Source organism: Nocardioides antri, from assembly GCF_008373765.1.
Taxonomy (GTDB): domain Bacteria; phylum Actinomycetota; class Actinomycetes; order Propionibacteriales; family Nocardioidaceae; genus Nocardioides; species Nocardioides antri.
Genome location: NZ_VUJW01000007.1, coordinates 2,501 through 16,522, shown reverse-complemented (window position 1 = coordinate 16,522; position 14,022 = coordinate 2,501). Strand labels below are relative to the sequence as shown.

The window sequence follows — 14,022 nt, the reverse complement described above, 5'->3', positions numbered from 1 at the left end:
ACCCGCTCAGGCGGTGTCGGCGCTCACCAGCGTGGTGGGCGCCTCCGCGGTGCCCCGGCGCAGCATCCGGCGGAACTTCGCACGGTTGTAGACCGACGGCGCGCTCGACGACACGAACGTGTCGAGCAACCGGGCGAACTCCTCCGGGTGGTCGCGGTGCGGGAAGTGCCCGCTGTCGGGGAGCACGGTGACGGATGCGTTCGGTGCCAGCGCTGCCACGTTGCTGGAGTGCCGGACCGGGATCACCTGGTCGTCCCTCCCCCACACGACGGCCATCGGCATCGACTCGCTCAGGTAGGCGCGGTCGGACATCGTGACGATCTGGCCGCGCCAGTCGATGACCGCGCGCACCAGGTGCCGGACCGCGAACCGGGTGTGGCGATCCCGCCACGACTCGACGATGGTGGCGGCCTCGTGGAGGTCGCGGGTGTACTTGCGGAGGGGCCCGCCGCGCGACGAGAGCGCGCGCAGGGTCGTGGTCTCGAGGTGCCGGATGCCGGGCATCGTCAGGACCCGCATCAGCCCCTCCCAGCCCGGGGCCTGGATCAGCTTGATCAGCGGCGTCACCTCGGAGCCCAGGCCACCGCTCGACACCAGCATCAGCCGCTGGGTGCGCTCGGGGAACTGGTAGGCGAACTGCATCGCCACGCCGCCGCCGAAGCTGTGGCCGACGACGGTGACCTTGTCGATCCCCAGGATGGTGAGGAGGTCCCTCATCCCGTTGGCGTAGCCGCCGAGGGTGTAGTCGGCACGGGGCTTGTCGGAGAGACCGTGCCCGAGCAGGTCCGGCGCGATCACCGTGTACTTCTTGGCCAGGATCGGGATCACCCGGTCCCAGGTCGTGCGGTCGCAGGCGAGGCCGTGCAGCAGCAGCAGCACCGGCCCTGACCCCGTCTTCACGAACGCCCGTCGCTTGCCGTGCACGGTGACGAACTGGACGTCTCCCGGCGCAGTCGCGTCCTTCGGCATGGTGCTCCCCCTCGCCCGATGGCCAAACGCAGGTGAAGGATTCAACCACGCGCGCTCCGGACCGAGACAGGCACCGCCTGTAAATCCCTGATCACGCACCCCTCCCGGTAGGGGCGGGACGATCCGTAGGCTCTGGGCATGCCCCCGAACCCGCGGACGCGCATCGTCCGTCAGCTCCGCGGAGCGTCGGGTCGGCTCAGCACCGCTGCGACGACCCGGATGGAGTCCGACCTCCCCTGGTTCGCCGAGCTCGGCGCCGAGGAGCGGTCCTGGATCGGCTTGATCGTGCAGGCCGGAATCCGCGACTTCATCGACTGGTACAAGCAGGAGGGAGCCTCGCTCTCCTTCAGCCAGACCCGGGAGGCGTCGCTGTTCGCGCCGGCCCCCCGGGCCCTCGCCGGCATCATCACGCTGCACCAGACGGTGGACCTGCTCCGCCTCAGCTTCGACGTCGTCGAGCAGAACCTCGACAGCATCATCGACCCCGAGGACCTCACCGACGTGCGCGACGCGGTCCTCCGCTACGGCCGGGAGGCCGCGTTCGCCGCCGCCGAGGTCTATGCGCGCGCCGCCGAGGTGCGCGGCGCCTGGGACGCCCGGCTGGAGGCGCTCGTCGTCGACGCCGTCCTCCGGGACGAGACCGACGACGACGTGCTTTCCCGGGCCAGTGCGGTCGGTTGGGGCGCGCGCGGAAACGTCGCCGTCGTGCTGGGCGCGGTCCCCGACGGACAGAGCGAGGCGGGTGTCGTCGACGCCGTACGCCATGCCGCGCAGGCGGCCGGGATGGACGCCCTCGGCGCCGTTCAAGGCCATCGCCTGGTGGTGATCCTGGGTGGTGTGAGCGACCCGGAGAAGGCCGCAGGAGTGATCGTCGCCCACTTCGGCGAGGGACCGGTGGTGGTGGGTCCGGTGGCCGCCGACCTCGGTCACGCCTACCTGTCGGCCCAGGCCGCGAGCGCCGGGCTTCGCGCCGCGGTCGGTTGGCCGGAGGCTCCACGTCCGGTCCTGAGCGAGGACCTGCTTCCCGAGCGGATCCTGGCCGGTGACGAGTGGGCGCGGATGGAGGCTGTCGAGCGCGTCTTCGAGCCGTTGGCCCAGGCGCGCGGGACGCTGGTCGACACGCTGTCGGCGTACTTCGCCCACGGGGCGGCGATCGAGCCGACCGCGCGGGCGCTCTTCGTCCACCCCAACACGGTCCGCTACCGGCTCGGCCAGGTCGCGGACCTGACCGGGCTGACGCCGTCCCGGCCCCGCGACGCGCTCACCCTGCAGCTGGCGCTCGCCCTGGGTCGTTTGTAGGGATCCCACAAACCACCGGGGGCGAGTTCGTCAGCGTCGGAGGCGCGATCGGGCCGCCTGGCGAGGCACGCTGGATCTGTGCTCGTGATCGTTGCCCCCGGACAGGGTGCACAGACCCCTGGATTCCTCCGCCCCTGGCTGGAGGACCCGACCTACGCCGCCCGGCTCGACTGGCTGGCCACCGTCGCCGGTCTCGACCTCGCCCACTACGGCACCGAGGCGGGCGAGGAAGAGATCCGGGACACCGCGATCGCACAGCCGCTGCTCGTCGGCGCGACCCTGGTCGCCGCGCTCGAGCTCTTCCCGCACCCGGCCGACGCCTACACGAAGCTCGGTGCTGTCACCGGCCACAGCGTCGGTGAGATCGCGGCAGCGGCCGGCGCGCGAGTGATCAGCGCCGAGCAGGCGATGGTGCTGGTCCGCGAGCGGGGCAAGGCGATGGCCGCTGCCGCCAAGGCCACGCCCACGGGGATGACCGCAGTGCTCGGCGGGGACCGCCAAGAGGTGCTCGACACGCTCGAGCGCCACGGGCTGGTCGCCGCCAACGACAACGGGCCCGGCCAGGTGGTCGCCGCCGGCACCATGGAGCAGCTCGCGGCGCTCGCCGCAGACCCTCCCCCCAAGGCGAAGCTGCGTCCGCTCTCGGTCGCTGGTGCGTTCCACACCGCACACATGGCGCCGGCGGTGGACCACGTGGCCGGGCTCGCTCGTTCCGTCTCGGTGCACGACCCGCGCACCCGGGTGATCTCCAACCGGGACGGCAGCGTCGTCCACGACGGGGCCGAGGTGCTGAGCCGGATCGTCGGCCAGATCGCCCGTCCCGTGCGCTGGGACCTGTGCCTGGAGTCGATGGCCGACCTCGGTGTCACCGGCATCCTCGAGATGCCGCCGGCGGGCACGCTCACCGGCATCGCCAAGCGCTACTTCCGCGGCCTCGGGATGACGGTCGAGACGTTCGCGCTCGACTCCCCCGACCAGCTCGACGACGCCCGCGCGTTCTGCGACAAGCACGCCGAGCAGTCGCCGATGGAGACCTCTCCCACCTGGCGGATGGTCGTCTCGCCGGTCAAGGGCGTGTTCCACCGCGACGAGCAGGCGGCCGCCGCCGACCTGCTCGCCCCCGGCGTCCCGATCGGTGACGTCGCCAGCCTCCGCGACCGGATCAAGGTCACCTCGGCGCACGGCGGCCAGGTCGTCGAGTGGCTCGTCGAGGACGGCGACCTCGTCGCGCCCGGTCAGCCGCTGCTGCGCCTCCACCCCGAGGGCGCGGCGTGACGGGCTCCGACCGCACGACCGGCCGCCCGCTGCACACCGAGCAGGGCGCGGCGTACGCCGGCATCCTCGGTATCGGCGCCTACCGCCCCGCACGCCTGGTGCCGAACGCCGAGATCGTCGAGGCGATCGACTCCAGCGACGAGTGGATCCAGCAGCGGTCGGGCATCAAGACCCGCCGGTTCGCCGACGACTCCGAGACCGTCATCGCCATGTCGGTGGCCGCGTCCCGCGGGGCGCTCGAGCAGGCGGGCGTCGACCCGCGCCAGGTCGACTGCGTGATCGTCGCGACCGTCAGCCACCTGCTCCAGACGCCGTCCGCAGCGACGGCCGTCGCCCACGAGATCGGCACCGACCAGGCCGCGGCGTTCGACATCTCCGCCGCCTGCGCCGGCTTCTGCCACGGCATCGCGCTCGCGTCCGACCTGGTGCGCGGCGGCAGCGCCCGCTACGTGCTCGTCATCGGCGTCGAGCGGCTCTCCGACATCACCAGCACCACCGACCGCGGGACGGCGTTCATCTTCGCCGACGGCGCCGGCGCTGCCGTCGTCGGACCGTCGACGGTTCCGGCGATCGGCCCGGTCGTCTGGGGCTCGGACGGCGAGAAGTTCGACCTGATCCGCACCCGCGAGGACTGGCGCGATGTCCTCGCCTCCGAGAAGCCCGTGATGCCGCACCTGGTCATGCAGGGCAACGAGGTCTTCCGCTGGGCGTCGTACTCGATGGCCAAGGTCGCGCAGCAGGCCCTCGACCGGGCCGGCGTGACCGTCGACGACCTCGACTGCTTCGTCCCCCACCAGGCCAACAACCGGATCACCGACGCCATGGCCCGCGCGATGCGGCTCCCGGCCCACGTCCGGATCGCCCGCGACATCATCGACGCGGGCAACACGTCCGCGGCCTCCATCCCGCTCGCCCTCGAGCGCATGATCCGCGACGGCGAGGCGAAGTCGGGTGACGTCGCCCTCCTCGTCGCTTTCGGCGCCGGCCTGTCCTACGCGGCACAGGTCGTCACCGTCCCCTGAACCACCCACCCCCAACCCAGTAGATGAAGCAGGAGAACAGATGAGCACCGAAGAGATCCGCGCAGCCCTTGCCGAGATCGTCAACGAGGTCGCCGGCGTCGACGCCGACGACGTCCAGCTCGACAAGTCCTTCGTGGACGACCTCGACGTCGACTCGCTCTCCATGGTCGAGGTCGTCGTCGAGGCCGAGGAGAAGTTCGGCGTCACCATCCCCGACGACCAGGTCAAGAACCTGAAGACCGTCGGCGACGCCGTCGCCTACATCGAGCGCGCCAGCGCGGCTGCCTGATCGTGACCGCCCGCACCCGCGTCGTCGTCACCGGCCTCGGCACCACCAACCCGCTGGCCGGTGACACCGCCACCACCTGGGACCGGATGCTCGCCGGCGAGTCCGGCGTGCGCCCGATCGAGGACCCTGCGTTCGCGGACCTCCCGGTCCGCATCGCCGGTACGGCGGCGGTCGAGCCCACCGAGATCCTGGACCGGATCCGGGCGCGCCGACTCGACCGGTCGTCGCAGTTCGCCCTGATCGCGGCGATGGAGGCCTGGAAGGACTCGGGCCTCGACGTGCCGCAGCAGGCGGGCGAGCTCGACGGCGACCGGGTGGGTGTCGCGATGGCGTCCGGCATCGGCGGAGTGCAGACGCTCCTCAGCAACTACGACGCCATGCTGGCGAAGGGACCCCGCCGGGTCTCGCCGCTCGCCGTGCCGATGCTGATGGCCAACGCCCCGGCGGCCACCATCAGCCTCGAGATCGGCGCGCGCGCCGCCGTCAACACCCCGGTGTCGGCGTGCGCGTCCGGCAACGAGGCGATCGCGCTCGCGGCCGACCAGATCCGGCTCGGCCGCGCCGACGTCGTGCTGGCCGGCGGCACCGAGGCAGCGATCCACCCGCTGCCGGTCGCCGCGTTCGCCAACATGATGGCGCTGTCGAAGAACACCGGCGACCCCACCACCGTGTCGCGCCCGTGGGACACCGGCCGGGACGGGTTCGTGCTCGGTGAAGGCGCCGGCGCGCTCGTGTTGGAGTCGGAGGAGCACGCGCTTGCGCGCGGCGCCCGGATCTACGCCGAGGTGCTCGGCACCGGCATCACCGCGGACTCCCACGACATCGCGCAGCCGGACCCGGAGGGACGCGGCGGCGCGAGGGCCATCCTCCGCGCGCTCGCCGACGGCGACATCGACCCCGCCAACGTCGCTCACGTCAACGCGCACGCCACGTCGACGCCGCAGGGCGACGTCGCGGAGGCGCTGATGCTGCACGCCACGCTCGGTGGCCACGCGACCGACGTCGTCGTGACCAGCACCAAGTCGATGACCGGCCACCTGCTCGGTGGCGCGGGTGCGCTCGAGGCGGTGGCGACGGTCCTGGCCCTGCACCACCGGCTGGCGCCGCCCACGATCAACCTCGACGACCTCGACCCCCAGGTCGACCTCGACATCGCCACCAAGCAGCGGGACCTCCCGCTCGGCGACATCGTCGGCCTCAACAACTCGTTCGGCTTCGGCGGCGCCAACGTCGCCGTCGCGTTCGGATCGAACGGATAGTGCGCTGATGACTGCCCTCGAGAATCGTCCCGACGTCCCGGCGAAGCCGGCCAAGCTGCCGCGCGCGGAGGACCCGCGCAACCCCGTCCACCGGCTGACGGCCCTGCTCGACGACGGCACCCTCGAGCTGATCAGCCCCGACGACGACTCCGGGATGCTCGCCGCTGTCGGCACCGTCGACGGCACGCCGGTCGTGGCGTTCTGCTCCGACGCGACCGTCATGGGCGGAGCGATGGGCGACGAGGGCTGTCGGGTGGTCGTCGACGCCTACCACCGCGCCCTGACCGACCGGGTCCCGATCATCGGTCTGTGGCACTCCGGCGGGGCGCGCCTCGCCGAGGGCGTCCTGTCGCTGCACGCGGTGGGCCGGATCTTCCACGTGATGACCCAGGCCTCCGGGGTCATCCCCCAGATCTCGGTCGTGCTCGGCCCCGCTGCAGGCGGCGCGGCGTACGGTCCCGCGATGACCGACATCGTCATCCTGGGCCCGGAGGGCCGGATCTTCGTGACCGGCCCCGAGGTCGTGCGGTCGGTGACCGGTGAGGCCGTCGACATGCTGCGGCTCGGTGGCCCCGAGCCGCACGGTCGCCGCTCCGGCGTCGTCCACGTGGTCACGGAGACCGAGGAGGAGGCGTTGGGCCGTGCCCGCACCCTGGCCGGCCTGCTCGGCTCGCAGGGCAGCCTGGTGCTCGACCACGTCGAGGACCGCGACCTCGCGCACCACCTCCCCGAGAACACCAAGCGGGCCTACGACGTCCACCCGCTCATCGAGGGCCTCGTCGACGACGGCACCATGCTGGAGCTGCACGCACGGTGGGCGCCGAACATCGTGACCGCGCTCGGCCGCCTCGGGGGCCGGACCGTCGGCGTCGTCGCCAACAACCCGCTCCGGCTGGGTGGGTGCCTCGACTCGCTCTCCGCCGAGAAGGCGGCGCGCTTCGTGCGGATGTGCGATGCGTTCGGTGTGCCCCTGGTGGTCGTCGTCGACGTGCCCGGCTACCTGCCCGGTGTCGGCCAGGAGTGGGACGGCGTCGTACGCCGCGGAGCGAAGCTCCTCCACGCCTTCGGCGAGTGCGTCGTTCCGCGGGTCACCCTGGTTACCCGCAAGACGTACGGCGGCGCCTACATCGCCATGAACGCCCGCTCGATCGGTGCGACCAAGGTCTTCGCCTGGCCGGGCGCCGAGGTCGCGGTGATGGGCGCGCTGGCCGCCGTTCGGATCCTCCACCGTCGCAAGCTCGCCGAGGTCTCCGCTGACCTCCGCCCGCGGGTGGAGGCGGAGCTCGCCTCCGAGCACGAGCGGATCGCCGGCGGCGTCGACAAGGCCGTCGAGATCGGCGTGGTCGACGAGGTCGTCGCGCCCGACGTCACCCGCTCCGCCATCGCGCGCGCCATCACCGACGCAGTGCAGACCGAGGGCGTCCGCCGCGGCCACCACGGCAACATCCCCCTCTGATCCTCGCCGACAGGCGCGAGATCAGGCCGGCAGAACACCTCGAGCCGGCTCTTGGAGACAAGAGCGCCTCGACGTGCGTCAGACGACCTGGTGGAGCCAGCGGACGGGAGCGCCCTCGCCGGCGTAGCGGAACGTCTCGAGCTCGTCGTCCCAGGGCTTGCCGAGAAGCTTGTCGATCTCGTTCTCGATCGTGGTCTCGCCCAGGGCGGCGCGGACCACGGCGGCCTTGAGCCGGTCCTCGGGGATCATGATGTCGCCGTGGATGCCGGTCACGGCGTGGAAGACTCCGAGGTCGGGCGTCGACGAGAACCGCGCGCCCTCGGTCGACGCCGTGGGCTCCTCGGTCACCTCGAAGCGCAGGTGGAGCCAGCCGCGCAGCGCCGAGGCGATCGCGGCCGCCGATCCCGCCTTGCCGGACCAGGAGAATTCGCAGCGGTAGGACCCCGACTGCGCTGGCTGCGGCGTCCAGTTCAGGTTCACGGGCACGCCGAGGACGCCGCCCACGGCCCACTCGATGTGAGGGCACAACGCGGACGGCGCAGAGTGGACGTAGAAAACGCCCCTGGTTGCACTGTTGCTCGTGGTCACCACGACTCTCCTCGATCTGCCTTTCCTCCGGCGCGAGCTACGCCTTCCCCAGCGGACTCTCTTCGGAGGTCAGGACGATCCCGTAGGAGCGAAGTGACACATGTGTTGTTATGACACCTATTGTGACCCATGAGGCGCCTGCGCACCAGTAGTCAGCGCGGCCGGGCGGAAATCACATCGAATCCAGCGCCATCAGCTCGCTGAGCACCGCAGCGGCGATCCCGAGACCACCGAGGTGGCTCTCGCCGTCGATCACCGACATCGTGGCGTCGGGGAGGCGCTCGACGACGTGCTGCCCGTGCCGGAACGGGACGATGTGGTCGTCGTCGCCGTGCCACCACCGCACCGGGACCTTGACGTCCGCGAGGCGGAACCCCCACTCCCGCGTGAAGAGGACCAGGTCGGCCAGCGGGGCCGAGGTCTGGAACCGGCTTCCGTTGAGGAGGTCGTCGAGGAACATCGCCTTGAACTCCGGACGCGACAGCAGGTTGCGGTCGCCGGGCGGCTGGACCCGCGCGTAGAGGTCGAGCCCCGCGCCCGCCAGCGGCCTGACCGTGCGGATCGCCGTCGTGAGCGCGACGCCCAGCGGCACCCGACCGACGGAGATCAGCGGAGCGAAGCGCACCGCTAGCTGGATCACGCCGCCGTCGACGGCGTCGTCCCCGCGAGTCGGTGCAACCCCGCCGAGCACGCCGACGCCCCGCACGCGGGTGGGCAGGCCGGCTCCGGCTGCGAGTGCGTACGGGCCGCCTCCGGAGAGCCCGATCACCCGGACGTCGTCGATCCCGAGCGCGTCGAGGAGCAGCTCCAGGTCAGCGGTCCAGTCGAGCACGTTCGGATAGAGGTACGGCGTCGACGACCCGATCCCTGGGCGGTCGATGCCGATGATCCGCAGACCGTGCTCCTCGGCGTACGCCCGCGCATCGAGCGGGATCTGGCGCCGGGCGCCCGGCGTGCCGTGCATCCAGACGATCGCAGGCCCACGGTGCGAGCCGTACTCCGCGAAGCTCAGCCGCCGTCCCTCGCGGACGGCGACGTTCCCCTCGAGGGTGGGTCGGCGGGGTGGCTCGCGGCGCAGCATGGCGCCGAGTCTGACACGTGCCCCTCGCAAGCGACCTGCGTGTCCTAAGGTTCGACCATGTCGTCCAGCTCGCTCGAGGTCCCGCGGCGCTCGCAGCCCGCGAAGCGCTCCAAGATGTGGCGGATCGCCGCCATCGTCGGCGCGGTCATCCTCGTCGTCGGATGGGTCGTCTGGTTCCTCCGCACCCCCGACGACCTGCCCACGACCGACCGCACCGCCGAAGCGAAGGGCGTCGTCGGTCAGGAGGTCTACGTCGGGATGCTGGCCGTGGGCGACGACTTCGGGCGCACACTGACGATCTCCGAGGTCGCGGTCGACGTCGAGGCCGACGGGGACGTCGAGGTGACGCCCCAGGTCTGCCATGACGGCTCACTCAGCGTGACCACCGACGCGAGCGGCTGGTGCCCCGAGCTGGTGGACCCCGAGGACGCCGAGTTCTCCGACGGCGACTCGATCGTCCTGGTGGTGTCAGCGGACCAGCCGGCGACGGTCGAGATCGGGAGGATCGAGATCTCGTTCCGCGAGGGAATCCGGTCCGGCACCAAGGAGGCCGGCCTGGAGGGCGCGACCCTCAGCTTCGCCGACCACACTCCCGGCACCGTCGAGGAAACCCCGGAGCCTGATGACGAGACCGGGGACCGCCCCGGCGACGACGAGCAGGACGAGCCCAAGGACGAGAAGAAAAAGAAGGACCGCCAGGGCGAGAACGCCTGAGCCGCTCTCGCTCAGTCCCCCAGCCGCCGCTCGAGCGCCGCCGCGCGGTCCGAGGCGTCGGTGATCTCCTCGGAATCGATCGCGTTCGTCCGGTGGAACCACGACAGGGCGTCGCGCTCGCGACCTGCCTGCTCGAGGGTGTCGGCGTAGGCGTAGCGCAGGCGCACCACCCAGGACTCGCGGCTCTTGTTGTTGAGCGGAGACAGCTCCAAGGTGCGCAGGGCAGCGTCGAACTGACCCAGGTCGCGTCGAGCGCCAGCCTCGACGATGGTCATCTCGGCCTTCGCCGCGGCGGAAAACTTCGCGACCGACGGGCTCTTCGCCAGCTCGATCGCACGCTTCGCGTTGCCCAGAGCACGATGGCAGTCCGCCATGATCGGGAGGTACGCCGTCGCGCCGTTGATCCGCTTCGCCGCGCGCAGCTCTGCCAGCGCCTCCGCGTAGTGACCAGCGGCGTACGCCGCCTCACCCGCCGCCTCGCGGGTGACCGCCAGCCTCGGCGCGCGACTCCGCGCCGCCAGGGCGTGCTGGTACGCCGTCTCCGGGTCCTCGTCGATCACCGCACCCGCAGCAGCGAGGTGGCGAGCGACCCGCTGGGCCAGCTTCTCCGGGAGGCTCCTCAGCTGCGCCCGGACGTCGGCCGCCAGCTCCTTGCCGGTGATCTCGTCCGGCAGCGGCGGACCGTCGTAGACCTGCTGCGAGGCGGTGCGCTCCGTGGGGGCCGCCTTCGCTGATCGCGACGGGGCGCCCTTGGCGTGGTCCGGACGGCGCTGACCGGCCGAACGGCCGTCGCGACGCTTGTCGTCACCGGCGCCTGTGCGCGGACGGCCCCCGGCGCGGCCGGATCCGCCGGTCGTACGGCGCTGTCCGCCGGCGCGACCCGATCCGGATGCGCCCGGCTTGTTCCGTCGTTGCTCTGCCACGACGACTCACTCTCTTCAGATGGGAAAACTCGCGACCACGCCGACCTCGGACGGCCTCGCAGCCGTTTCGGCAGCGTAGTCGAAATAGAGTAGAGGCCACCCCAGAGGGGTGGCCTCTACCAAAGTATGTCCGGCGGCGTCCTACTCTCCCACAGCCTCGCGGTTGCAGTACCATCGGCGCTGGCAGGCTTAACTTCCGGGTTCGGGATGGGTCCGGGTGTTTCCCTGTCGCTATGGCCGCCGTAACTTTATGAACCCCTGTTGCCCGGTCCCGTGGCCGCCCTTGGAGGGGGTGTGGGGTGGGTGGGGTTGGATTGTGGACGCGTTGTTTGCGGTGTGACGGTGTCGTCGTTGTTGTTGTGTGTTGTCATTGCCTGGACACAGTGACCCTGGTGCACGTGCCAACGTGTTTGTTGGTTGTGTTGGGGGTTTGTGTGGCAAGTGTTCGGCCTATTAGTACCGGTCGGCTGGGCATTGCTGCTGTACACCTCCGGCCTATCAACCCAATAGTCTGTTGGGGGCCTTACACCCTCAAAGGGGTGGGGAAACCTCATCTTGAAACGTGCTTCCCGCTTAGATGCGTTCAGCGGTTATCACTTCCGAACGTAGCTAACCAGCCCTGCACCTGGCGGTACAACTGGCACACCAGAGGTTCGTCCATCCCGGTCCTCTCGTACTAGGGACAGCCTTTCTCAAGTTTCCTACGCGCGCGGCGGATAGGGACCGAACTGTCTCACGACGTTCTAAACCCAGCTCGCGTGCCGCTTTAATGGGCGAACAGCCCAACCCTTGGGACCTACTCCAGCCCCAGGATGCGACGAGCCGACATCGAGGTGCCAAACCATCCCGTCGATATGGACTCTTGGGGAAGATCAGCCTGTTATCCCCGGGGTACCTTTTATCCGTTGAGCGACACCCCTTCCACATGGTGGTGCCGGATCACTAGTTCCGACTTTCGTCCCTGCTCGACATGTCTGTCTCACAGTCAAGCTCCCTTGTGCACTTACACTCGTCACCTGATTGCCAACCAGGCTGAGGGAACCTTTGAGCGCCTCCGTTACATTTTAGGAGGCAACCGCCCCAGTTAAACTACCCATCAGGCACTGTCCCTGAACCAGATCATGGCCCTAGGTTAGACATCTAGTACGACCAGAGTGGTATTTCAACGTTGACTCCACCCCAACTGGCGTCGGGGCTTCACAGTCTCCCACCTATCCTACACAAGCCGAACCAAACACCAATGCCAAACTATAGTAAAGGTCCCGGGGTCTTTCCGTCCTGCCGCGCGTAACGAGCATCTTTACTCGTAGTGCAATTTCGCCGAGTCCATGGTTGAGACAGCGCCCAAGTCGTTACTCCATTCGTGCAGGTCGGAACTTACCCGACAAGGAATTTCGCTACCTTAGGATGGTTATAGTTACCACCGCCGTTTACTGGGGCTTAAATTCTGAGCTTCGCGCTTGCGCGCTAACCCGTCCTCTTAACCTTCCAGCACCGGGCAGGAGTCAGTCCGTATACATCGTCTTACAACTTCGCACGGACCTGTGTTTTTAGTAAACAGTCGCTTGGGCCTGGTCTCTGCGACCCTTCACGCTTCCCCAGCAAGTGGGTACACGCTCCGGGTCCCCCTTCTCCCGAAGTTACGGGGGCATTTTGCCGAGTTCCTTAACCATGGTTGTCTCGATCGCCTTGGTATTCTCTACCTGATCACCTGAGTCGGTTTGGGGTACGGGCGGCTCATGGCTCGCTAGAGGTTTTTCTCGACAGCATAGGATCACCCACTTCCCCCCAAAGGGGTCGGCATCACATCTCAGACTTGCCTCGCGGCGGTGACCCGGATTTGCCTAGGTCACGTCCTACATGCTTACCCACGCTCTACCATCGGCGTGGTTGGGCTACCTTCCTGTGTCACCCCATCGCTTGACTACTACCGGATCGGATCCCACGCTCCACACCCGCTCCTCACCCCGAAGGGATCGGTCGCGGGCGCTTCGGGTGGTTAGCATCACCGGGCTCGTCATGGGCGCCATTTCGCCGGTACGGGAATATCAACCCGTTGTCCATCGACTACGCCTGTCGGCCTCGCCTTAGGTCCCGACTTACCCAGGGCAGATTAGCTTGACCCTGGAACCCTTGATCATTCGGCGCACGGGTTTCTCACCCGTGATTCGCTACTCATGCCTGCATTCTCACTCGTGTGCCATCCACCGCTAGATCACTCTGCGGCTTCACCCGACACACGACGCTCCCCTACCCACCCACACCCCTGAACCGCCATCCACAAGGGACTGGGCTTGGGTTGATGTGTGGATGCCATGGCTTCGGCGGGCGGCTTGAGCCCCGCTACATTGTCGGCGCGGAATCACTTGACCAGTGAGCTATTACGCACTCTTTCAAGGGTGGCTGCTTCCAAGCCAACCTCCTGGTTGTCACTGCGACTCCACATCCTTTTCCACTTAGCCGCCCCTTAGGGGCCTTAGCCGATGGTCTGGGCTGTTTCCCTCTCGACTACGAACCTTATCGCCCGCAGTCTCACTGCCACGCTCTCACTTACCGGCATTCGGAGTTTGGCTAACGTCAGTAACCTGGTCGGGCCCATCGGCTATCCAGTGCTCTACCTCCGGCAAGAAACACGCAACGCTGCACCTAAATGCATTTCGGGGAGAACCAGCTATCACGGAGTTTGATTGGCCTTTCACCCCTATCCACAGGTCATCCCCTCCATTTTCAACTGAAGTGGGTTCGGTCCTCCACGCCGTCTTACCGGCGCTTCAACCTGCCCATGGATAGATCACTCCGCTTCGGGTCTAGAGCATGCGACTCAACCGCCCTGTTCGGACTCGCTTTCGCTACGGCTACCCCACACGGGTTAACCTCGCCACACACCGCTAACTCGCAGGCTCATTCTTCAAAAGGCACGCCATCACCCCAAAGGGCTCTGACGGATTGTAGGCGCATGGTTTCAGGTACTATTTCACTCCCCGCCAGGGGTACTTTTCACCTTTCCCTCACGGTACTGGTCCGCTATCGGTCATCGAGGAGTATTTAGGCTTAACGGGTGGTCCCGCCAGATTCACACACCATTCCAGGAGTGGCATGTTACTTGGGAAACACTCACGGAGTCATCGTCTTACGTCTACGGGGCTA

11 protein-coding genes and 2 rRNA genes (1 of these 13 running past the window's edge) are annotated in these 14,022 nt (G+C 68.6%); 7 read left to right on the top strand and 6 right to left on the bottom strand.

What is annotated here, in order from left to right; translation table 11 throughout:
• Window positions 1-6: 6 nt before the first annotated feature.
• The gene (locus F0U47_RS12970; RefSeq protein WP_149750907.1) at window positions 7-969 is read right to left on the bottom strand and encodes an alpha/beta fold hydrolase; all 963 of its coding nucleotides are present in this window, start codon (window positions 967-969) and stop codon (window positions 7-9) included.
• A gap of 138 nt (window positions 970-1,107) precedes the next feature.
• Between F0U47_RS12970 and F0U47_RS12965 the strand changes: the two genes are divergently transcribed.
• The 6 genes from F0U47_RS12965 (at window position 1,108) to F0U47_RS12940 (ending at window position 7,569) form a co-directional block, all read left to right on the top strand.
• On the top strand, window positions 1,108-2,268 hold the full coding sequence (locus F0U47_RS12965; protein WP_149750906.1) for a PucR family transcriptional regulator: 1,161 nt from the start codon (window positions 1,108-1,110) through the stop codon (window positions 2,266-2,268).
• Between the two features lie 78 nt (window positions 2,269-2,346).
• On the top strand, window positions 2,347-3,543 hold the full coding sequence (locus F0U47_RS12960; protein ID WP_149750905.1) for an acyltransferase domain-containing protein: 1,197 nt from the start codon (window positions 2,347-2,349) through the stop codon (window positions 3,541-3,543).
• Window positions 3,540-4,565: a beta-ketoacyl-ACP synthase III gene (locus F0U47_RS12955; RefSeq protein ID WP_438362068.1), complete on the top strand. Its 1,026-nt coding sequence runs from the start codon at window positions 3,540-3,542 to the stop codon at window positions 4,563-4,565. The genes F0U47_RS12960 and F0U47_RS12955 overlap by 4 nt, the downstream gene beginning before the upstream one ends.
• 40 nt (window positions 4,566-4,605) lie before the next feature.
• Window positions 4,606-4,854: an acyl carrier protein gene (locus tag F0U47_RS12950; RefSeq protein ID WP_149750904.1), complete on the top strand. Its 249-nt coding sequence runs from the start codon at window positions 4,606-4,608 to the stop codon at window positions 4,852-4,854.
• A gap of 2 nt (window positions 4,855-4,856) precedes the next feature.
• Window positions 4,857-6,113 (top strand): beta-ketoacyl-[acyl-carrier-protein] synthase family protein, encoded by a 1,257-nt coding sequence (locus F0U47_RS12945; RefSeq protein ID WP_223162767.1) that lies wholly within the window; start codon window positions 4,857-4,859, stop codon window positions 6,111-6,113.
• 7 nt (window positions 6,114-6,120) lie between these two features.
• Window positions 6,121-7,569 carry an acyl-CoA carboxylase subunit beta gene (locus tag F0U47_RS12940; RefSeq protein ID WP_149750902.1) on the top strand — a complete coding sequence of 483 codons (1,449 nt, stop codon included), beginning with the start codon at window positions 6,121-6,123 and terminating at the stop codon, window positions 7,567-7,569.
• A gap of 78 nt (window positions 7,570-7,647) precedes the next feature.
• On the opposite strand, the gene F0U47_RS12935 is transcribed toward F0U47_RS12940, so the two are convergent.
• Together F0U47_RS12935 and F0U47_RS12930 are read right to left on the bottom strand one after the other, a co-directional pair.
• A complete protein-coding gene (locus F0U47_RS12935) occupies window positions 7,648-8,157 on the bottom strand; it encodes a DUF3145 domain-containing protein (RefSeq protein ID WP_149750901.1) in 510 nt (169 codons plus the stop codon).
• A gap of 172 nt (window positions 8,158-8,329) precedes the next feature.
• Window positions 8,330-9,238 carry an alpha/beta fold hydrolase gene (locus tag F0U47_RS12930; RefSeq protein ID WP_149750900.1) on the bottom strand — a complete coding sequence of 303 codons (909 nt, stop codon included), beginning with the start codon at window positions 9,236-9,238 and terminating at the stop codon, window positions 8,330-8,332.
• A gap of 57 nt (window positions 9,239-9,295) precedes the next feature.
• On the opposite strand from F0U47_RS12930, the gene F0U47_RS12925 reads away from it, so the two are divergent.
• A complete protein-coding gene (locus tag F0U47_RS12925; RefSeq protein WP_149750899.1) occupies window positions 9,296-9,952 on the top strand; it encodes a hypothetical protein in 657 nt (218 codons plus the stop codon).
• A gap of 11 nt (window positions 9,953-9,963) precedes the next feature.
• On the opposite strand, the gene F0U47_RS12920 is transcribed toward F0U47_RS12925, so the two are convergent.
• From F0U47_RS12920 to F0U47_RS12910, 3 genes are all read right to left on the bottom strand, one after another.
• Entirely contained in the window at window positions 9,964-10,875 is a 912-nt protein-coding gene (locus tag F0U47_RS12920; protein WP_149750898.1) for a tetratricopeptide repeat protein, read from the bottom strand.
• Window positions 10,876-11,003: 128 nt separating this feature from the next.
• Window positions 11,004-11,120: ribosomal RNA gene (gene rrf / locus F0U47_RS12915) — 5S ribosomal RNA — on the bottom strand.
• Between the two features lie 188 nt (window positions 11,121-11,308).
• Window positions 11,309-14,022, bottom strand: a 23S ribosomal RNA gene (locus F0U47_RS12910); it runs 413 nt beyond the window's last position.